The sequence below is a fragment of the Sorangium sp. So ce590 genome (assembly GCF_051521365.1).
GTDB lineage: Bacteria > Myxococcota_A > Polyangia > Polyangiales > Polyangiaceae > Sorangium.
The window spans coordinates 1,928,352-1,948,530 of sequence record NZ_CP150346.1; the positions used below are offsets into that span (position 1 = coordinate 1,928,352).

At 71.1% G+C, this 20,179-nt stretch carries 19 protein-coding genes; 8 read left to right on the plus strand and 11 right to left on the minus strand.

Annotated features, from left to right (window positions below; all coding sequences use genetic code 11):
* Positions 1 to 29 precede the first annotated feature (29 nt).
* Together WMF28_RS07185 and speB are read left to right on the plus strand one after the other, a co-directional pair.
* Positions 30 to 2,147 (plus strand): substrate-binding domain-containing protein, encoded by a 2,118-nt coding sequence (locus WMF28_RS07185; protein WP_437601341.1) that lies wholly within the window; start codon positions 30 to 32, stop codon positions 2,145 to 2,147.
* Positions 2,148 to 2,285: 138 nt separating this feature from the next.
* Positions 2,286 to 3,263 (plus strand): agmatinase, encoded by a 978-nt coding sequence (speB, locus tag WMF28_RS07190; RefSeq protein ID WP_437601342.1) that lies wholly within the window; start codon positions 2,286 to 2,288, stop codon positions 3,261 to 3,263.
* Between the two features lie 281 nt (positions 3,264 to 3,544).
* On the opposite strand, the gene WMF28_RS07195 is transcribed toward speB, so the two are convergent.
* The 3 genes from WMF28_RS07195 to nrfH all read right to left on the minus strand — a co-directional run bounded on the left by WMF28_RS07195 (position 3,545) and on the right by nrfH (position 7,195).
* Positions 3,545 to 4,858 carry a M28 family metallopeptidase gene (locus tag WMF28_RS07195; protein WP_437601344.1) on the minus strand — a complete coding sequence of 438 codons (1,314 nt, stop codon included), beginning with the start codon at positions 4,856 to 4,858 and terminating at the stop codon, positions 3,545 to 3,547.
* A gap of 267 nt (positions 4,859 to 5,125) precedes the next feature.
* Complete coding sequence (locus tag WMF28_RS07200; protein ID WP_437601345.1) at positions 5,126 to 6,625, minus strand: ammonia-forming cytochrome c nitrite reductase subunit c552; 1,500 nt, start codon at positions 6,623 to 6,625, stop codon at positions 5,126 to 5,128.
* A 30-nt stretch (positions 6,626 to 6,655) separates the two neighbouring features.
* Complete coding sequence (gene nrfH, locus WMF28_RS07205; protein WP_437601347.1) at positions 6,656 to 7,195, minus strand: cytochrome c nitrite reductase small subunit; 540 nt, start codon at positions 7,193 to 7,195, stop codon at positions 6,656 to 6,658.
* Positions 7,196 to 7,470: 275 nt separating this feature from the next.
* Between nrfH and WMF28_RS07210 the strand changes: the two genes are divergently transcribed.
* From WMF28_RS07210 to WMF28_RS07235, 6 genes are all read left to right on the plus strand, one after another.
* Complete coding sequence (locus WMF28_RS07210; protein ID WP_437601348.1) at positions 7,471 to 8,322, plus strand: phytanoyl-CoA dioxygenase family protein; 852 nt, start codon at positions 7,471 to 7,473, stop codon at positions 8,320 to 8,322.
* Positions 8,323 to 8,330: 8 nt separating this feature from the next.
* Positions 8,331 to 9,470: a hypothetical protein gene (locus WMF28_RS07215; protein WP_437601349.1), complete on the plus strand. Its 1,140-nt coding sequence runs from the start codon at positions 8,331 to 8,333 to the stop codon at positions 9,468 to 9,470.
* Position 9,471: 1 nt separating this feature from the next.
* Positions 9,472 to 10,716 (plus strand): MFS transporter, encoded by a 1,245-nt coding sequence (locus WMF28_RS07220; protein WP_437601350.1) that lies wholly within the window; start codon positions 9,472 to 9,474, stop codon positions 10,714 to 10,716.
* Positions 10,717 to 11,262: 546 nt separating this feature from the next.
* On the plus strand, positions 11,263 to 11,982 hold the full coding sequence (locus WMF28_RS07225; RefSeq protein ID WP_437601351.1) for a hypothetical protein: 720 nt from the start codon (positions 11,263 to 11,265) through the stop codon (positions 11,980 to 11,982).
* Between the two features lie 11 nt (positions 11,983 to 11,993).
* Positions 11,994 to 12,797, plus strand: coding sequence for a hypothetical protein (locus WMF28_RS07230; RefSeq protein ID WP_437601352.1), 804 nt, complete (start codon positions 11,994 to 11,996; stop codon positions 12,795 to 12,797).
* The gene (locus WMF28_RS07235) at positions 12,772 to 13,272 is read left to right on the plus strand and encodes a hypothetical protein (protein WP_437601353.1); all 501 of its coding nucleotides are present in this window, start codon (positions 12,772 to 12,774) and stop codon (positions 13,270 to 13,272) included. Before WMF28_RS07230 ends, WMF28_RS07235 begins: the two co-directional genes overlap by 26 nt.
* Positions 13,273 to 13,408: 136 nt before the next feature.
* Here WMF28_RS07235 and WMF28_RS07240 read toward each other — a convergent pair whose 3' ends face one another.
* From WMF28_RS07240 to WMF28_RS07275, 8 genes are all read right to left on the minus strand, one after another.
* On the minus strand, positions 13,409 to 14,404 hold the full coding sequence (locus WMF28_RS07240) for a zinc-dependent alcohol dehydrogenase family protein (protein WP_437601354.1): 996 nt from the start codon (positions 14,402 to 14,404) through the stop codon (positions 13,409 to 13,411).
* A gap of 321 nt (positions 14,405 to 14,725) precedes the next feature.
* A complete protein-coding gene (locus WMF28_RS07245) occupies positions 14,726 to 15,817 on the minus strand; it encodes an alpha/beta hydrolase (protein WP_437601355.1) in 1,092 nt (363 codons plus the stop codon).
* Between the two features lie 127 nt (positions 15,818 to 15,944).
* On the minus strand, positions 15,945 to 16,598 hold the full coding sequence (locus WMF28_RS07250; protein ID WP_437601357.1) for a YIP1 family protein: 654 nt from the start codon (positions 16,596 to 16,598) through the stop codon (positions 15,945 to 15,947).
* Complete coding sequence (locus WMF28_RS07255) at positions 16,595 to 16,960, minus strand: DUF2089 domain-containing protein (RefSeq protein WP_437578986.1); 366 nt, start codon at positions 16,958 to 16,960, stop codon at positions 16,595 to 16,597. Before WMF28_RS07255 ends, WMF28_RS07250 begins: the two co-directional genes overlap by 4 nt.
* Positions 16,961 to 17,124: 164 nt before the next feature.
* The gene (locus WMF28_RS07260) at positions 17,125 to 18,165 is read right to left on the minus strand and encodes a polysaccharide lyase (RefSeq protein WP_437601358.1); all 1,041 of its coding nucleotides are present in this window, start codon (positions 18,163 to 18,165) and stop codon (positions 17,125 to 17,127) included.
* A 230-nt stretch (positions 18,166 to 18,395) separates the two neighbouring features.
* A complete protein-coding gene (locus WMF28_RS07265; protein WP_437601360.1) occupies positions 18,396 to 19,277 on the minus strand; it encodes a galactose mutarotase in 882 nt (293 codons plus the stop codon).
* Between the two features lie 34 nt (positions 19,278 to 19,311).
* The gene (locus WMF28_RS07270; protein ID WP_437487923.1) at positions 19,312 to 19,599 is read right to left on the minus strand and encodes a hypothetical protein; all 288 of its coding nucleotides are present in this window, start codon (positions 19,597 to 19,599) and stop codon (positions 19,312 to 19,314) included.
* Between the two features lie 88 nt (positions 19,600 to 19,687).
* Entirely contained in the window at positions 19,688 to 20,179 is a 492-nt protein-coding gene (locus WMF28_RS07275; protein WP_437601361.1) for an LEA type 2 family protein, read from the minus strand.

Genomic DNA, 20,179 nt, shown 5'->3' on the forward strand with positions numbered 1-20,179 from the left:
CGCCGGCGGGAGGGGAGGGCACGAAGGGGATGAGCACGAGGCATGTCGGTCAGCGCACCTCGAATGTCATCGGGGTCGCCTCGGTCTTCCTGGACAACTCCTTCGATGCCATGGCGCTCGCTGGCATGCACCGCGCCGCGCGCGAGCGCGGTTATCAGCTCCTCCTGAGCCAGGGGTCGCCTCGGTCCATCGTCGAGCGCGGGGTGGGCCTTCGCCAGATCGCCGGCTGGATCACGATGTACACCATCGACGGCCTGGAGGAGCTCCTGGCGGGCGGGGCGCCGGCCGTGATCTTCTGCGCGCCTGCGCTCGACGCGCGCTGTCCGGTCGTGCGGGCCGAGAACCACGCCTCGATCCACGGGATGATCGAGCACCTCGTCGGCCTCGGCCACCGCCGGATCGCCTACATCGGCAAGTCGTCCTCCGGCGACTTCATCGAGCGGGGCGCGGCGTTCGACGAGGCGCTCCGCGCGCGCGGGCTCGACGCCGGCCTCAACCTGCTCTCCAGCTTCGACGACTGCACGAACAGGTACACCGAGCGGCGCCTCGGGGCGTTCCTCGAGCGCGACGGCAGGTTCTGCGACGCGATCGTGGCGGGCAACGACGAGATGGCGATCGGCGCCGTCAAGGCGATCCGGGCGCGCGGCTACCGCGTGCCCGAGGACATCGCCGTGGTGGGGTTCGACGACATCTGCGCCGCCCAGTACTGCGATCCTCCGCTCACGACGATGCGGCAGAGCCCGGAGCTGCTCGGGAGGACGGCCGTCGAGCGGCTCGCCGATGTCATCGCCGGCCGCGCTCCCGAGCAGCTCGTGACGCGGGTCCCCGCCGAGCTGGTGCGGCGGCGCTCGTGCGGCAGCCCTGCGTGGGAGCCCCGGCCGTCGTCGCCGGAGCTCGGCGGGGAGCGGGGCGACTGGCAGCGCGACCTGGCCCGCCGGATGAGCCGACTCGTCGAGGGGCCGTCGCACTCGCCGCCCGGAGAGGCGCCCCTCGTCTGGCCCGGGGCCGAGGTCATCGCGCGGCACCTCGGCGCCGTGCTCGCCGGGGCGGAGCTGCCGGAGGTGGGGGCGCTCGAGCGCGCCTTCGGCGTCGCTGTCGCGCACAGCGACAGCCGGATCGAGGTGCTCCTCGATGTCGTGGAGCAGATCCATCTGACCGCCGCGCAGCAGCTCGCGAGCGCGACGGGGCCGGACGCGGCGCGCCGGACGGAGGCGTTCCTCGACCGCGTGCGCCTCGCGCAGCAGCGGGCGCTCGCGGCGTGGGAGCGGCGCGGGGTGAGGAGCCTCGAGCGGCTGGTCCGCGCCAACATGGACATGGGCGGCCTGCTCGCGTCCAGGCAGAGCTGGAGCGACGAGCGCCTCGGGTGGCTGCGGCACACGAGCGTGCGCTTCGGGTGCGTCGCGGTCTGGGCGAGCGAACCGGGCCCGGGTGGGCCCGAGCTCGTCATCGACAGCGTGCATACGGCCGATCCGGACGTGGCCGCGCTCGTGGGGCGCCGGTGCCCGTCGGACGCCTTTCCGCCGCTCGATCTGTTCGAGGCCGCCTTGCCGGACGAGCCGAGTGGGTACCTCGTGATGGTCCCGATCGTGAGCGCGCAGCGCGACTGGGGGATGCTGGTGCTCGGCGGGCTGCACACCGAGAGCTTCGCCGACAACCTCCGGCCGCTGACCATGTGGGTGTCGCTCCTCGTCGCGGCCTTCGAGCGTCATGACATGGAGGCCGCGCTGCAGGCGGAGCGCGACATGCTGGCCGCCGCCTACGAGCGCGAGCGCGCGCTCGCGAGCACGGTGCGGGAGCTCGGCTGTCCGGTCATCCCGCTCTTGCCCGGGGTGCTGCTCATCTCGCTGATAGGCGCGATCGACGGGGCGAGGGCGCAGCAGATCCTGGAGGCCGTGCTCTCGGGCGTCGCGCGCGAGGGGGCCCGGTGGGTGCTGCTCGACGTGACCGGCGTGCCGCTCGTCGACGAGGCGACCGCGGCGGCCCTGGTGCAGACGGCGCAGGCGACGCGGCTGCTCGGAGCCCGCGTGAGCCTCGTCGGCGTGGGGCCCACGATGGCGCAGCGCATGGTCAGCCTCGGGATCGAGCTGCACGGCATCGCCATCTTCCAGTCGCTCGCCGCCGCGATCCACCGGTTGACGCGGACATGAAGACGAGCAGGCGGACAGGGCAGTTCCGCCGGGCGTACCGCGCCGCCGCCGGCCGGCGCCCGCGAGGTTCCCGGATCCCGCCGCGCGGAGCATGGTACCTCTCGGCGGTGGTTCATCCGGAGATGGGAGCGAGTCAAGATGGAGGATAGCGCGCGCGGCGATCATGCGTTCACGGCCGAGGGCCTCACCGGCGTCTCGTACGAGCCGTTCTACGCGGGCGCGCTGTCGTTCCTGCGCCGGAAGTACTCGCGCGATCTGACAGGGGTGGACGTCGCGGTGACGGGGCTGCCGCTCGACACGGCGACCACGCAGCGCTCCGGCGCGCGCTTCGGCCCGCGCGCCGTGCGGGAGGCGTCCGCCATGCTTGCCTGGGCCCCCCCGTACGGCTGCAAGGTCAGCCCGCTCGATCGGCTGGCGATCGTCGACTACGGCGACTGCCAGTGGGATTTCGGCAGGCCGATGGAGATCCCTGCCGCAATCGAGGCGCACATCGCGGGGATCCTCCGCGGCGGGGCCGCGCCGCTGTCGATCGGCGGCGACCATTTCGTCACGCTGCCCGTGCTGAGGGCGCTGCACAAGCAGCACGGCACGCTCTCGCTGATCCACTTCGACGCCCACTCGGACACCTGGAGCGTCGGTGACGACGGGGGGAGGATCGACCACGGCACGATGTTCTTCCACGCCGCCCGGGAAGGCATCGTCGATCCGGCCCATTCGGTGCAGATCGGGATCCGCACCTACAATCCGGAGCCGCATGGATTCCAGATCCTCGACGCGCCCTGGGTCCACCGGAACGGCGCCGCGGCCGTGGCCCAGCGCGTCCTGGAGGTGGTCCAGGGGCGCAAGGTCTATGTGACGTTCGACGTGGACTGCCTGGATCCCTGCTTTGCGCCGGGCACGGGCACCCCCGTTTGCGGCGGGCTCAGCACCGCGACCGCCCTCGAGATCCTGCGCGGGATAGCGGGCGTGGATGTCGTCGGCGCGGACGTCGTCGAGGTCGCGCCGGCCTACGACATCGCGGGCATCACGGCGCTGGCCGGCGCGACAATCGCCTACGAGCACCTCGCGCTGTACGCGAGCCGGCCGGGCGCCGCCGCCGCGGCGCCTGCACCCTAGCGTCGCCGTGGCAACGCCCTTCCCGGGGAGCTGCCGACCTGCCACCTTTGCAAGCGCAGATCTCAGGAGTGAAAGACCGCGAGCGGTTCCCACGCGGACGATCCCGCGAAATGCGCCAGGAACATCCTGGCCCGCATCCTGCTAATGTGGACAGAGCAGAGCGCCCGTGATGGCTTTCCCCCCCTGCCGTCGAGCGGGCGCTCTGTTTTTTTTGCCCGCCGTGGGGCGCTCGCGCATCACGGGCCCATCGGGGATGAGCCTCGCTGCGCGGCGGTCTCATGCTACTCGATCAGCAGATCGGCCGCGGCGACGCCGACGGCCTGGGTCAGCCGCCGCATGTAGTCCCAGTTGAGCTGATCGACCGTGTCGCAGCGCTTGTGGTAGCAGGGGTTCCCGTCGTCGCCGAAGAAGTCCTGTGACACGGCCACGGCCGGCGCTCCGTAGCGCCAGAACGCCGCGTGATCGCTGCGGTTGGTGCAGGCGTCCGTCCGGATCAGGCCGAGCTCACCGCGCGTCGCGGCCGCCTCGACCCGGGCGGCCAGCTCGGACGACGTGTTCTCGTTGCAATGGATGACGTGATAGTGCCCATCGTCGTTGGCGTCGTATCCGGTCATTTCGAGATCCAGGACGCCGACGACCTGCTCCAGCTGCCCGTTCTGGTCGAGCATGCGCGCATAGGCCTTCGAGCCGAGGAGGCCGTTCTCTTCCTGATCGAAGGCGACGACGCGGAGCCCGATGCTCAGGCGTGCGTCCTTCAGCGCGCGGGCGATGGCGAGCGACGACACGATGCCGGAGCCGTCGTCGTCGGCGCCGGCGTTGTTGACCGAGTCGTAGTGGGCCGAGAGGATGAGGACGCGTGACGGATCGGCGCCGGGCTTGTCCGCCGTCACGTTGACCCCCTGGCTCCAGCCGCTTCGATAGGGGTGCTCTCGCACGGTGAACCCCAGCGCCTCGTACTGCTGGCGCAGCCAGGTTCGGGCCATGGAGCGCCCGCTCTCGGAGCCGCGCTCGCGGAGGACGACCGAGCGGCCGCCGAGGGTCACGGGCACGGCGCCGGAGAGCTCCTTGAGGCGCGCCTCGAGGAACTCGGCGTCGATCTGGAGGTCGGCGGCGGCGCCAGCGAGCGCCGCGCGCCTCCCGGCCGGGGCGGGGGCTCCCTGCCGGCTGCGCGTGTGCGACAGGACCACTTCGGTCTCCGCGATCGGCTCTGCGTGGTATCGGTGCGAGCCGAGCCAGTCGTGGGGCTCGTGGCCTGCGGGGATGGCGACGACGGCGAGCCCGCCGACGCGCGCGCGTTCTCCCGGGAGCGCCGCGGCGGGCAGCGGCCCTTCGACGACGTGCAGCGACGAATCGCGCTCTTCCTTCAGCGCGACGCTCTGCCAGGCGTCCTCGACGGCGGCGCGGGTCACGACGACCTGGCCAGCCTCGGTCGCGAGCCGGTTGAGGAACGTGCCGACCGTGTCCTTGCCCACGTGCGAGACGTGGATCACCTCAGCTGCCGGCGCGCCCGCATCTCCGGACGCGCACGACGCGGCGAGCAGCGCAAAGACGGCACATCCAGCGGCGGCGCTCGAACGATTGCGGCATGTTGCCATGGTGTCATCCCTTTCCGCCGCCACCGTACGGATCTCAACTGGAGGATCCAAGCACTATCTCGTGACGAGATGGTCATTTGAATCGAGCCGCTTCAGATGCATGGAGGGACACAAGTACGCTCCGCTGGAGCCATGGAATCAAGGTCCAGCTCGCCGGCCCGGAGGATGTTTCGAGGAGAGCCCGCTCGGCGGTGAGGCGCTCTTCGTCCTCACTCCTTCCGCGCGACCAGCGTACCTGCGAGAGCTCGTGTCTCGTGTGACGAGGGCTCAGCGGCCCCCGGCGTCCGCCGCAGCGGGGTCGCCCGGCGTCGCCGATCCCGCGTCCGCCTCCGCGCCCGCCGGCGCCGCGATCGCCCCGGCCGGGGCGCCGTCGCGCAGCGCGAGCTGGCCGCGGCGGCAGGTGTCGATGGCGGACGCGAGGATGCGCATCGCCTCCTGGGGCGCGTGGAAGCCGGACGAGTTCTCGGCCTCGGCGAAGTCGACGAAGAACTGGCACTTCCGCTGCGCCGCGCGCGCGTCCGCGAGCGCCTCGTCCGTCATGCCCGCCTCCCTCGCGCGTCGGATATCGCCGATCAGCGCGGTCACGGCGTCCATCGCCCGGTTGCGCGTCTCGAAGTGGCGCTCCTGGATCGTCTCCACGCGCTGCCGGAGCTCGTCCTCGGGCCACTTGTGGCACGTCTGGCACGCGCGGTTGATGTTGAGGAGCGGGCTCTGGATGTGGTGATCGGTCACCTTCGCCGCCCCCACGCGCTGGTACGGCATGTGGCAGTCCGCGCAGGCCACGCCGGAGCGGGCGTGGACGCCCTGATTCCACATCTCGAACTCGGGGTGCTGCGCCTTCAGCACCTTCGCGCCCGACTCGGCGTGCGTCCAGTCCGAGAAGCCCGTCTCCTCGTAATAGGCATAGATCTCGTCGACCTTGATGCCCTTCGCCCACGGGTACACGAGGCGCTTCTCCGGGCCCTTGAAGTGATACTCCACGTGGCACTGGCCGCAGACGTACGAGCGCATCTCCTGGCGCGTGGCCATCGTGTTGACGTCGTAGTCCTTCTCGCCCATCGACGCCTTGAGCGCGCGGATGCCCTCGAGGAACCCGGGCCGCGTCACCCTGAGCTGCATCGACTCCGGATCGTGGCAATCGATGCACGAGACCGGGTGCGTCACGAGCTTGCGCGCCTCGGGGAACGGCATCTGGTTCATCGCCTCCCACCCGCGCATGAGGTCGCCGCCGCCGAGCTTCTTGTACGGCACGTACACGGACGCGTGGCAGTGGATGCAGGTGCCCGGCTGCTTCGTCGCGGCCTGCCGCTCGGTGTACACCTGGTCCTCGAGCATGTAGGCGTGGCCGCGCTCCTCGCGGAAGTCGCGCGAGAAGGCGTAACCGGCCCACATCGTCTTCAGCCGCCCGTCCTCCTCGAGCTTCGACTGCGCGACCACGCTGCGCGGATCGGCCTCTGTCGGCGTGCGCGGCACGGCCTCGCTCCCGCCGAAGCGCGTGCGCTTCTGGTCGACCGTGCGCCGGTAGCTGTCGTACTGGATGGGGAAGTTCTTCCCCCAGATCGCGGGGTCATCTATCGTATCGTCAAGCTCGACGACACGATAGAACGGGTTCTTCGCCTCCTGCTTGTGCTCGAAGATGTTCACGAGCAGCGCCGCGAGCCCGGCGGTCGCGGCCGCCGCGGCGATCGTGATGAGCGGCAGGTAGCGCCGGAGCGCCGGCTGCGGCGGGCGCTTTGTCGTGGATCCTTCGTCCTTGGGCTCCGTCATCGTCTCCATCCCTCGTGCGGCGGGCGCACCTCAGTGAAGGTGACCCACCGATTCATGGCAGCGCACGCACGAGAGCCGGGGCGCGCCGCGGTGCTCGCTGTCGATCGCGTGCACGACGTCTCCGTGACACCCGCGACAGGCCTCCTCCGTGATGCGCAGATTGCTGGGCTTGATCCGGATCGGGTCCGGGAAGCGACCCGTGGTGAAGCCGAAGGAGTGCCAGAACCCGTTCGACGCCTTGGTGGCATATTTGCCCAGGAACGTGTGGGGCGCGTGACAATCGTTGCATCCTGCCACAGCGCGGTGGCTCGAGCGCTGCCACCCGGCGAACTGCTCGTTCATGATATGGCAGTTGGCGCACGCCGCCGGGTCGTCCTGCAGGTACGAGGCGCCCTTTGCGTAGATGAACGTGTAGCCGCCGAGCCCGACCGCCGCGCCGACCGCCGCGCACAGCACGAGCGGCAAGCCCCAGGTGAAGGCGCGCGAGCGGCGCGCTCTCTCGCGGATCAGGGTCTTCTGCGGCTCGCCTTGCTGTTGCTTCTCGGTCACGGGCTCCGGCGGCTCGGTCATATCGGTCGCTGCGCCGGTTTGCAAGGCAGGTGCCACCGAGCGCCGGCAGGGCCGATGGTCGACAGCCCGGCGGCGCGGTGGGCGGCGTGCGGGCTCGGCACGAGGGCCCGGCGCCGGGAGCGCGGCGCCGAGGCGGCCCTCGATGTCGCAACGTTGCAAGCCGTGCGCCGAGGTGCAGATTCCGCGCCGGCGGGGGCTCCCGGCGGCGGCTGTTCCCGCCGCGGTCCGGCTGCGCTAGTGGACCCGGGCCAGTGACCCGGGAAGGAGACGCTTCAGTGCACGCCCCGCAGCCCGCCGCCGACCTGCCTCCGGCCAACCGCCGTATCCGGCTGCCGGACTTCACGCTGGGCGACGCGCTCACGGCCGAGCAGCGGGATTTCCTCGACACCCACGGGTTCATCCGCTTCCGGGGCTTCGTCGGCCGCGACACGGTGCGCTCGCTCGTCGAGGAGGTGGAGGCCATCGATCGCCGGCTCATCGAGGAGGGGAGGACGCACATCAACGGCGTCCCGCTCATCCTCGGCACCAGGAAGGACGGGTCGCGCACCATCCAGCGCATGGTGTTCGCGTCGCTCTTCGGCGAGCGCCTCCGCGCGTTCCTGCGCGACCCGCGGTTCGGCGCGATCCTCGACGTCGCCGGGCCTGGCTACCGGATCGCCGAGCGGGAGCGCGACGGGCTCGTCATCAACCATTATCGTCACGAGGAGGGGTCGACGTACCAGCGCCTCGGCTGGCACACGGACAGCCTGCGCGACGTGTTCTATCTCGAGAAGCCGCGCCGCTACCTGAACGTCGGCTTCTATCTCGACGACTCGCCCATCTCGAAGGGCGGCGTGCGGCTGATCCCGTCGTCGCACCGCCAGGGCCTCTTCGCGATGCTCACCCGCAAGGCGTATTTCCTCGACCACCGGCCCGACCCGGACGAGTACGCGCTCGAGGCCGAGGCGGGCGACCTCACGATCCACGACGGCCGCATCTGGCACCGGGTCGCGCAGGCCACGGCCACGGGCGACGCGAGCCAGCGGCGCGTGATGTACCTGCCGCTCATGTGCGGCCCGCTCAAGGAGAAGCACGAGAACAGCCCCACGCCGCTGTATTTCCGGTTCAAGCGGCTCGCGGGGTACTGAGCGCCTCGATGTCGATCACCATCGAGGAGGCGAGGAGCGCCGCGGATCTCACCGAGATCCTCGACCTGCCGCTGCGCCTCCACGCGGCCGATCCGGGCTACGTGCCGCCCCTCCGCCCGCTCGTCTTGCGGCGGCTCGACCCGAAGAACCCCTTCTTCCGCGAGGCGAACCTCCGTTTCTTCCGTGCGCGGCGCGGGCGCGAGACGGTCGGGACGCTCTCGCTCCTCGTCGACGGGCGCCACGACCGCCATGGCGGCGAGCGCACGGCGTTCTTCGGCTTCTTCGAGTGCGAGCGCGATCCCGAGGCGGCGCGGGCGCTCTTCGGCGCGGTGAGCGAGCGCGCGCGGGCGCTCGGCGCGACCTCGCTGCGGGGCCCGCGCAACGTGACGCGGGTGGAGGACATCGGGCTCCTCGTCGAGGGGTACGGCTCCCGGCCGCCGATGCTCGCGGGCCATCACCCGCCATATTACCGCGAGCTCGTCGAGGCCGAGGGGTTCTCGAAGCGCTATGACATGCTCGCCTACGACACCCCGCTCGTCGACGCCGCGGGCCGCCCCCGGGAGCTCCCCGAGGTCCTGCGCCGGAAGGCCGCGTCGGTGAGCCTTCCTGGCCTCGAGGTGCGCAGCGCGGCGGCTCACCGCATCTCCCGCGACATGGAGATCGCCCACGCCGTCTTCACCGACGCGTACCGCGGCGTGCCGGAGGTCGTCCCGATGTCGCGCGCCGAGCTCGTGAGCCTGGGTCGCGCGTTCGTGCTGCTGGCGGGCCCGCGCCTCTTGCAGATCGCGACGGTGCGCGGCGAGCCCGCGGCGTTCGCCGTGTGCCTCCCCGAGCTGAACGAGGCGTTCGCCGCGGCGCGCGGGCGGCTCCTGCCGCTCGGGTGGGCGCGCGTCGCCTGGGCGCTCCGCCGCGTCCGGACGGCCAGCTTCAAGCTGATCGGCGTCGTGCCGGCGTTCCGGTCGACGGGCCTTCACGCGCTCCTCGTGCAGCGCGTGGTGGACGGCCTGCGGGCGGCCGGGTACGAGCGGCTCGAGGCCTCGTTGATCCACGAGGACAACGCCCCGATGCGGCATATCGTGGAGTCGGCCGGGTGCGCCATCTACCGGCGTTATCGCGTCTACGAGCGCCCGCTCGGAGGGAACAGGTGATATGACGACCGCTGCCCAGCCCCCGAAGACGCCGTTCACGCCGTACCAGCGGCGGCTGTTCTGGTTCCTCAGCGTGGCCTCGTTCTTCGAGGGCTACGACTACCTGGCGCTCACGCAGATCTTGCCGAACATCGGCGCGGAGATGGGCCTCGCGGCCCGCCACGAGGGGCTCCTCGTCGGGGTCATCAACTCGGGCACGATGATCGCGTACCTGCTCGTGCGCAAGGCGGACCAGTGGGGCCGGCGGCGGGTGCTCACGATCACGATCCTGGGCTACACGCTCTTCTCCGTGCTCACGGGGCTCGCGCCGAACGTCTATGTCTTTGCCGTCCTCCAGCTCCTCGCGCGCATCTTCCTCATCGGCGAGTGGGCGGTCAGCATGGTGTACGCCGCCGAGGAGTACCCGAGCGACCGGCGCGGCATGGTGATCGGCGTCATCCAGGCGTTCTCGAGCCTGGGTTCCATCGTGTGCGCCGGGGTCGTGCCGCTGCTCCTCTCGACCTCGTACGGCTGGCGCAGCGTCTATTTCGTCGGCGGGATCCCGCTCCTGGTGATGGCGGTGGTCCGGCGCGGCCTGCGGGAGACGGCGCGGTTCGAGCAGGCGGCGGCCGCGCGGGAGGGGGAGGGCGCGCAGCCGCTCATGCGCATCTGGCGCTCACCGCACCGCGGGCGGATGCTGCAGCTCGCCCTCATCTGGGGGCTGACGTACGTTTGCACGCAGAACGCGGTGACGTTCTGGAAGACGTTCGCGATCCGGGAGCGCGGCTTCAGCGACGCCGAGGTGGGCGCCAGCATCACGTTCGCCGCGGTGGTCTCGATGCCGCTCATCTTCGCCTCGGGCAAGCTGCTCGACGTGATGGGCCGCCGCGCGGGCGCGGTGATCATCTATGTGCTGGCGGCGGCCGGCGTGCTCGGCGCCTACTCGCTGGGCTCGCGCGCCGGGCTCACGGTCGCGCTGGTCTTCGCCATCTTCGGCGCGAGCGGCGTGCTGCCGGTGCTGAACGCGTACAACTCCGAGCTCTTTCCGACGCACCTCCGGGCCGACGCGCTCGCCTGGTCCAACAACCTGCTCGGCCGGATCGGCTACATCCTCTCTCCCATCGGCGTGGGCGTCGCCGCGGAGCAGATGGGCTGGGGGCGGGCGGTGTCCGCGACGGCGATCTTCCCGGTGATCGCGCTGGCGCTCATCCTGTGGCTCCTGCCGGAGACGCGCGGGAAGGAGCTCGAGGAGACGGCGCGGGTGTAGTCGCCACGGCGGACGTCCGCCTCCGAAACCGTCGGCACCTCACGAGCCGCCCGGCCTTCCCCTCGCGCGCCGCTTCCCCCCGGTCCGCTGGCGGGGTGAGCCTCCACCTGGCGGCCGCGACCTCCAGGCCACGGCCTCCGACCCGGCGTCTCTGGCATTCCAGCAGGCGTCTGGGCATGTTCGATCCGGCGCTCGCTCCGCGAGCGATCGCCCCGAATTTCAGGTCATTCCGTGGAGACCGCGGCCGCCGGCGACGCCCCGCCCGGCCGACCCGCCGCGCTCGCAGCGCATGGATCGAGGGTTGCAACTGCAACCGAGGGATTGAGAGACGGAGCAGCGCGCTGGCGCTGTCGAACGATTCCCATCTCGAGTCGAGGGATGGGAAGAGCGCCTGCCCAGCATCCACATCTCACGCGCGTGAAACCAGCGCGCAGAGCTGACGGCGTCGAGGCGCTGCGGCCGAGCGTGCAGTCGAGGGGGCGAGGCTCGCCCTCGCACGAACACAATCCGAGGTGAAGCATGTCGTCGGTCTCCATCAGAAATTCGATGATACTCCTCTGCGTCGCCCTGTCCGCGGGCTGCGCCGCGCCCGCCGAGAAGGACGCGCCGGAGGACACGGCGGTCGATTCGCAAGCCATCGAATGCGGCAAGGACTGCATCCAGGCGATGGTGAACAGGCAGCTGGCGCTCATGGGGGAGTTCGGCAATGACGCCGAGTTCGACGCGTCGCTCCGGGAGCTCGTGGCCGTGGGCCCGGCGGTCGTCCCGGTGGTCGTGGGCGTCTATAAAGAGTGGTCGGTGTCAGCTCCGCCGGACCCCAAGGTGTCGGCGAGGCCTGGCGAGATGCGCTGGCGGGCGGCTCATCTCCTGGGCCTCCTCGGCTTCCGCGACGGCATCGACCCGCTGAACGCCATCGCCAAGAGCCCGCTCCCCGAGCCCGGCAAGGACGAGCACCTCTTCGCGGATGAATACCGCGTTCGCCTGCGTGCGATCGTCGGGCTCGAGCGCCTCCACGCCGCGGACGAGCTGAAGGCCATTCACTCCGCCGGCGACCTCCTGCGCACCCCGGCGGCGGCGAGCCTCTACGCGCTCGGGATCGACGTCGGCGGGATCGAGCTGGTCGATGCGCGGAAGGCGCTCGCGGAGGACGTCGCCGATGCAAAAGATTACAACCCGAACCTCGGTCGACCGGCGCAGCCGGACAAGCCCGGGGATCGGAAATTCAAGGTGACGCCTCGGACCGACACGCCGTCCACCGCTCGATGAGGGGATTGACCATGAGAAACACGATCAGCGCCATTCTTGCGTCTTGCTTGCTCCTCGGTCTCGCCTCCGAGGCCCGCGCCGACACCTGCGACACGGTCAGGTCGACCGATCCCGGGGTGATGCAGGGCTTCTGGTGCACGCAGCCGTGGATCGACTTCTACTGGGATGCGTACGACTTCGACAAGGGGGACTGGGATAACGGCTTCGGCTGGGAGGCCGCCTGCGACCGGAGGAGGCCGCTGGCGCGCACGTTCCAGGCGATCCAGCTCGTCAACTACGCGTCGCCGAACGAGGCGCTCAAGACGAACGATTTCAGCGGCAACTTCCTGCGATGGGCCGGCAATTACACCATTCGCGAGTTCGACGAGCTGGACGCGCGGTGCGGGGACGGGTCGAAGCGAGCGCACACGACCTGGGGGCCGATCATCGACAACTACACGGATCTCTACATCCCGTTCTTCTACGACGAGAACGTCGTGGAGCGCGCCGGGACGCTGGTTCACGAGGCGCGCCACGCGGACTGGTGCGGCCACAGCGGCAACGATGGCAGCAATGCGTGTCCCGCGAAGAGCGACTCGTGCGACGAGAAGTACATGGACGGGTGCTCGGGGATCGGGTCGCCCAGCGGGAGAGGCGCGGCCGGCTACCAGGTCCTCTGGCTCTGGTGGTATGCTTTCGAGGCCGACGCGCAGCACAGCTCGTCGACGATGAAGGCCTTCGCGCGAGACGAGGCGAACCGGATCCTGAACACGATGTTCGACGTCGACCCCTGCTTCAACATCACGAGCAATGGCAGCAAGATCATCACGTGCTAGGCGGGCGGCGCTCGCCGGCTTCCTGTGGGGCGCGCTGTGCGTCGCCGGGTGCGCTGGTCATCCGGGCTCCGATATCCCGCCGGCGCCCTGGGCCCAGCTCGAGATGTACCGCGGCGCAGGCGAGGAGACCGTCCTCTGGATCGAGCTGAGCGGCACGTTCGAGGGCCACGAGGGGCAGACGTCGCTCCGCGGAGAGCTCAGCGTCGAGCAGCTCGCGGGCCTTCGCGAGCTGTTCGGGGACGAGCGGATCGCGATCTACCGGAGCGACGCGCTGCCCACCGACGGGAGCGTCGACCTCACGGGCACCGCGGAGCGGCCGATCTTCCGCGTCGTGGTTCGCGAGGAGAGCGACCGGATCCGGGCGGGCTCGGAGAGGCTCCAGGCATACTTCGCCGAGGGGGCGCAGCACGCCGAGACGAGCCAGATGCTGCTGGTGGTCAAGGAGATCATCGCTCGGGCGACGCAGGTCCCGTAGCTCCGCCCGCCAGAAGTCCGGCCAGGGAAGAGTTGCTGGGCTGCGCGAAGAGCTCGACAGTTTACGTGGAAGATCTCGTCGTGCGACGATGCGAAGCGCGGCGCGGGGCGGTCCCCGCCCGCCGGCTCCTCCGCATTCACGACGGCACGAGCACGGCTGCCCCGGAAAAGCGGCCGTTCCGAAGATCGTCGAGCGCGTCGTTGGCCGCCTCCAGCGGGTAGACGTTTACCTCCGTCCGCAGCGGGACTCTCGGCGCGAGCGCGAGGAACTCCTCGCCGTCCCTGCGTGTCAGGTTCGCCACCGAGCGCAGCACCCGCTCGCCCCACAGGATCGAATAGGGGAAGGAGGGGATATCGCTCATGTGGATTCCGCCGCACACCACGGTGCCGCCCTTGCGCACGGCGCGCAGCGCGGCTGGCACGAGCTCGCCGGCCGGGGCGAAGATCAGCGCCGCGTCGAGCTCCTCGGGCGGCGCGTCGGTGGAAGAGCCCGCCCATTCGGCCCCCATCGCCAGCGCGAACGCCCGCGCCGCGTCGTCGCCCGGCCGGACGAAGCCGAAGATGCGCCGCCCCTCGAAGCGGGCCACCTGCGCCACGAGGTGGGCGGCGGCGCCGAACCCGTAGATCCCGATCCGCTCCGCGTCCCCCGCCATGCGCAGCGTCCGGTACCCGATGAGCCCGGCGCAGAGCAGCGGCGCGGCCGCGAGGTCCTGGAGGCCCGCGGGGACAGGGAAGCAGAAGCGCGCGTCCGCTACAGCGAGCTCCGCATAGCCGCCGTCGATCTGGTATCCGGTGAAGCGCGCCCGGTCGCAGAGGTTTTCCCGCCCCGCGCGGCAATACGCGCACGCGCCGCAGGTCCACCCGAGCCAGGGCACGCCCACGCGCGCGCCCGGCGTGAACCGCGGCGCTTCGCCGGGCGCGGGCACCTCCTCGATGACCTCGCCGACGATCTGGTGCCCTGGCACGAGCGGCAGCCTGGCCTCCGGCAGCTCACCGTCGACCACGTGCAGATCGGTGCGGCACACGGCGCAGGCGCGCACGCGGAGCAGCACCTCACCGGGCCCTGGCCGCGGGGCGGGCCGATCCTCCAGCACGAGCGGGCTCTTCGTGGCTTTCAGGACGAGGGCGCGCATGGTCGTGCGCCCAGGGTAATCCGAGTCAGCCGAGGAGCACGCGACGGCTCCTCTTTCCATTCTTTCTGGACGGCGTGCGCGGCAGTCGAGCAGGCGCGCGCGTCCACGCTCGCGACCGATGGGGTGCGCTGCGGGCTCTCCTGGGCTGAGCAGAGCTCCGTCGGCCCCGCGGTAGCATTCTCCTCGCCACGGCGCTTCACGTGGCTCCTGTCGTCCTGTGGCTGGAGGATCCGTCCGTGCGCTGGTTCTACTTCCAGGATCCGGACGGTAACACGCTCGAGGCGCGTTGTTGCCAGTCGCTGATCGAGCGGGCACGCCGCGTCACCCCGCCGGCAGGAACGCTTCGATCTCGTCGAGCACGCGCGGAACGACGGGCAGGTTCGGATCGGTATACGCCGCGTTCTGCGACGCATTCGAGAGCGTCGCTTCCTTGAGCGTGTGGCTCATCCCCTCGATGAGGACGAGCTCCGCGTCCGGCCGCGCGCCGGCGAGCCGCTCGGCGTCCTGCACCTGGACCTGGATATCGGTCGTCCCTTGCAGCAGGAGGACCGGCGCGGTCACGGCCTTGAGCTCCACCGCGGGGTCGAGCTTCATCCAGGAGATGATGTACGGCTGCACGCTCGGGCGAAACAGGCTCAGGAACAGCTCCGTTTGCGGGACATCCTCCACGAGCTCGCCCTTCTCGAGCCGGTCGAGGATCGCGTACCCCTTCTCGCGATCCTCGTCCGGCAGGCCGGCGAGCTGAGCGCGCAGCACATCGCCGATGGGCAGGCCCGCGCCGGCGATCGAGACGTAGCCATCGATCTCAGCCGCCTGGGCGACAAGCATTCCGAGCAACGAGCCCTCGCTGTGCCCCACGACCGTGATCGTCGTGAACCGCCCGTCGTCGCGGAGCGCCTTCACCCACAGGCCCGCGTCGTCGGCGCCCATCTCGAAGCGCATCTCCTGCTCGGCGCGGGGCGCGGCGGAGACGCTCCCGCCGATCCCGGCCTTGTCGTAGCGGATCGACGCGATGCCCCTGTCCCGGAGGCCTTCCGCGAGGAGCTTGTACATGTCCGAAAGGATGCCCCCGGCGGCCTGGTTGCCGTCCCGATCGGTCGGCCCCGAGCCAGGGAGGATCACCACCGAGGGGAAAGGCCCGCACCCGGCCGGCACCTCGAGCGTGCCCGACAGCGTGCCGCGCGCGTTCTCCACAAGGATATCGACGCTGGCGGCCTCCGGACACGTCGGCGCGTTCGGCGCGTTCGGCGCCGGGTCTGTCGCGCCCGGGAGCGCGCCGCTTCCGCCGGGAGACGACTCGCCCTCTCCGGCTCTGCAGCCTGCGCCGAAGGGCGAGCACGCGAGCGCGGCCGCACACGAGAGAGAGAACACGGCGCGGCGCGCCGGGACCGGGAGATTCGAGCGCAGTGACATGACGATCCTCCGAGAAGCAAGGGAGAGAGCCGCGCCGCGAGGGCGCACCGGTGCGCCCTCGCGGCCGAGCGAGCAGTGCTGGGCGCGCGCCGCGTGAACCGGGCGGCGCGCGACGGAATGGATGGAGTCAGCCGAGGTGCGCGAGCGCGACCTTCGAGACGATCTCCGAGACGAGCACGAGGCCGATGAGCCCTGCAATCAGCCGAGCGCCCCGCAGCCCGGAGGCGTTCTTGAAGCCCTGGGTCAGGAGCGTCAGGAACCAGACGAGGCACAGCGTGGCCAGGACGGCGAAGACGGCCAGCTCGGGCGTGAGCGTGGGCACGCCCGCTGGCAGCTCCGGGGCGAGCAGGCCGAGCGCGATCGCCGCGAGCGCGAGCGGCGCGCGCGAGAGCCCGGTCACGCCGAGGAAATCGACGATCCGCACGCGGCACCGCAGGAGCCGCGCGTACGCCCAGAAGAGCAGGGCGGGCAGGGGCCACACGACGACCTGCTCCAGGAGCGCCGTTGTGTACGGGATGACCCGAGACGCCGTGTGCAGATCGAGGAAGCCGTCGAAGCGAACGCCGAGCCTCGTGATGGCGACGCTCAGCGCGGCGACGGCCAGCCCTGCCACGGCCGCCGTTCCCCCGCCGAAGCGCTCGAAAGGATTCAGCGCGAGCCGCCATCCGGTCCGGGGAGGCCGCGGCGACAGCGTCGCCAGCAGCCGCTCGCCCTCCGCAGGCTTGATCACGTGGTCGCGCACGAGCGCGCGCACCCTCTCGTCGGGCGTGGTCATCATCATAGCCCCACCTTTCTCAGCGCCTCCTCCGCCTCCTTCGCGGAGAGCCGGCCATGCTCGAGCGCATCCAGGATCTCGTGCCGGCGCTGCTGAACGTCCTGCTCCAGCGCTTCCAGCCGGCCGATGATCTCATCGAGCCGGTTGCGCACCGTCGGGTAGCTGATCTGAAGAAGCTGAGACATCGCCTTCAGGCTCCCCGACGACCGCACGAAGGCGGTCACGAAGGCGAGATCGTCCGGCGACAGCTGGAGCAGCGCCGGGATCTCGAACTGACCATCCAGGTTGGTTCCACAGGCCTGGCAGCCGAGCCGCGTCGCGCGCAGCTCGCCGTCGCAGCTCGGGCATCGAACGACAAATCTTGCCACGGGACGAGGTTAGTATCGCCCCTGGATCAACAATGTCAATGTGTGGATAAATAAAATTGATTCGAAAATCAATTTTGTGTGGCGCGGCCGAGCTCGTGGCCCGCGCGGCGCCGCTCGCGCCGGCTCAGCGCCGCTCGCGCCGGCTCAGCGCCGCTCGCGCCGGCTCAGCGCCGCTCGCGCCGCCGCGCGAACGCGAGCGCGACGACGAGCCCGGCGACGGCCAGCGGCGCGGGGGCCGCCGGCGAGCCGGCGGCGCGGCAGCTGCAGCCGCCGTCGTCGCCCTCCTCGTCCGCGCCCTCGTCGGCGCCGCCGGTCCCCGCGCCGCCGGCACCGGAGGTCGCGCCCGCGGAGGTCGACGTGACGGAGCCGCTCGCGTCGCCGCCGCCTGCGCCGCCGCTGCCGCTCGTCGCGCCGCCCGCGCCGCCGGCGCCGCCCGCGCTCTCGTTCCCGCCCGTCCCCCCGCCGCCCGCGCCCCCGGCGCCGCCTTCCCCGGAGGAGGGCAGCGCGGGACGGACGTCCTCGAGGGTGTCCCCCTCCACGGCGTCATCGAGGACGATGATGGGGCGGTCCGTGAACTCGGCCGGGTTGCGCAGCAGGCCGATCTGCGTGAAGTGCGCGTTGCCGTCGGCGAGGGTCTGCGCCTGGCCCCCGGTGACGACCTGCTCGCCGTCGAACCACACGTCGACGGAGCCCTGGCTCGGGTTCGTCGACCACTTGATGTGCAGCGCGATGCGGTGCCACACGCCGGGCGTCACCGCGGAAGCCGCCTCCCAGTGCACCTTGTTCGCGGGCTTGCGGGTGGCGAAGCTGATCTTCTGTCCCACGACCTCGAACGACATCACCTGATTGTAGGTCTGGTCGGACTCCCAGTACCCGATCTGCGTCGGCGGGTCCGCCGCGAGCGCCTCGGGGAGATAGAAGCTCCAGGCGAAATACGTATCGTCGCCCTCGGCCGTGCGCCCGGCGGCGGGCTTGTGGTTCAGCTCGACGCGTTTGATGCCGTTGTTGGGCCACACGGCGTCGTTTGTGAGCTGGATCTGCCCGGCCCGCGTGCCCTGCAGGACGGGCGACGTCACCACCGAGATGCGCTCGCCGTTCAGCGCCGTTGTCCACTGGGACAGGTCGCCCGTCTCGAAGTCTCCGGTCCAGACCGGCGCCGCCGAGGCGCCCGTCGTGACGGTCACGGCCAGCGCGGCGGCGGGCAAGGCGGAAAGCAGGAAGCGCGGCCGCCGCCCGAGCAGCGCTCGGCAGCGAGCAAGAAGGGTACGATGTGCGATAAGGTGGGCTGTTGAAGTCATGGCCGGAATTCCATGACGTTTCCGTCCCGCCGTCAACCGCGAAGCTTCCGAGCTCAGCGGAGCGGACGCCGCTCGGGCCGCCGGCCCTTCACGAAGGTCGAGTGGGGGGTTGCGGAGGAGGCGCGGCCGCGGGCGCTTCAGGTGGAGAGCTCGATCCACAGCGCCCGCGTCTGCCGCGACGGCAGGTGGATCAGGCGCTCTCCGGTGTTGAGGGCGTCGCCGGGGCAGGTCCAGGGTTCGAGGCAGACGAAGTCCTTGCCTTGCAGGGTCCACACGACCCAGTGGGTGAACTCGGGCGAGCCGCGGACCGCGATGCGCGCGGCCGGGGGGGCCTCGATCGACAGCGCGCTCTCGGTCGAGCCGTGGTCGAGCAGGTGGAGATCGACCTCGGGCCGGGTCAGATCGAGGCCGGAGAAGGGCACTTCCTGCTTCGTTGTGTTGTCGAACGCGCGCGTCGCCCGCGTCTCGATCGAGGCCCCGGGCTTGTCGGCCTGGGAGACGGCGAAGTAGGGGTGGAACCCGAGCCCGAAGGGCATCGGCGGCGCGCCTTCGTCGCTCTCGTTGGTCACGCGGACATCGATCCGGAGCGCCGTGCCGCGCAGCGTGTAAGCGAGCTCGGCGCGGAAATCCCAGGGGTACTGCGCGCGCGTCGCCTCGCTGGAGCGCAGCGCGAGCCGGGCATAGGCGCCGCCGGGCGCGGCGGTCCCGTGGTCGTCGAGCGACCAGGGCAGGGTGCGGGCGAAGCCGTGCTGCCGCATCTGGCCGTGCGCGCCGGAGGACGACCAGGCGTCGCCGGCGAGCTTGCCCGGGGAAGGGAAGAGCACGGGGTTGCCGCCGCGCACGTTGGCGCTGCGATCCTCGAAGGTGGCGCGATCGAGGTAGAGCAGCTCGCGCCCGCCGAGGGTCAGCTCCGTCAGGATCCCACCGCGCGACGGCGCGAGCACGGCGCGGCTCGATGCGCCGCTGTCGGCGAGCTCCACGGTGGGGATCGCTCCTTCGATCTGCTTCACGCTGAACATGACGCCTCCGCTCTCTACCATCCCCTGCGCAGCATCACCTGCGCAGCCACTCGAGCAACCCGACGAGCAGCGCGAGCGCCGCGATCGGCAGCGCGATCCACCCGAGGACCGTCGCCCAGCCCCGGCGGAGCGAGCGGCCGCCGCGATCCTCGCACGCGAGGCAGATCGCCCAGACGCGCGCGCCGCCCTCGGTGAGCACGCAGCAGTCGCCGCACACGGGCGCGTGGCAGCGCGCGCACGGCCCCGCCGCCTCGGCGCCGCAGCGCCCGCAGCGCGCGACGGACCCGCCGCCGCCGTCGTGGAAGATCAGGCCGCCGGACATGGGGCTGCGCTACCCGGCGGCGAGCACGGGCTCATCGAGCGACCGCGAGCGCTGTGGATCGATGGCCTCGTCGACGGGCACGGACGCCTCAGCGCAGGCCGGGGAGGGGCAGGCCCGGCAGCGAGTTCCCGATCACCGTGACGAGCTGCTCCTGCGTGATCGTCCCCGCGAGGTGGAACGGTAAGTCCACGTTGAGCGTCTCCCCGCCGATCGCGACGGTGCCGTTCACCTGATACGGCACACCCCGGCCCTGCGCCGCCAGCGCGGCGATGCTTGTGAGATCCTGCCACTTCACCGAGAGCGGCGCCTCGATCCGCGTCCACTTCTTCGCGACCAGCTTGAGCGGCGTGGGCACGGTGACCGTGCCGACGTCGATCTTGCCGTCGAGCAGCACGGTCGCCTTCATCGAGCGCGTCATGAGATCGATGCTGTTCGGGTTGTACGCCTGGATCTGGACCCGGAGATCGATGCCCTGGGCGGTGACGGCGGTCACCGCAGCGACCTCGGGCCTGAGCGTCGGCGGCTCGGGGCGCGAGCACGCGACAAGGGAGAAGGCGGCGGCGAGGAGCAGCGATCGCAC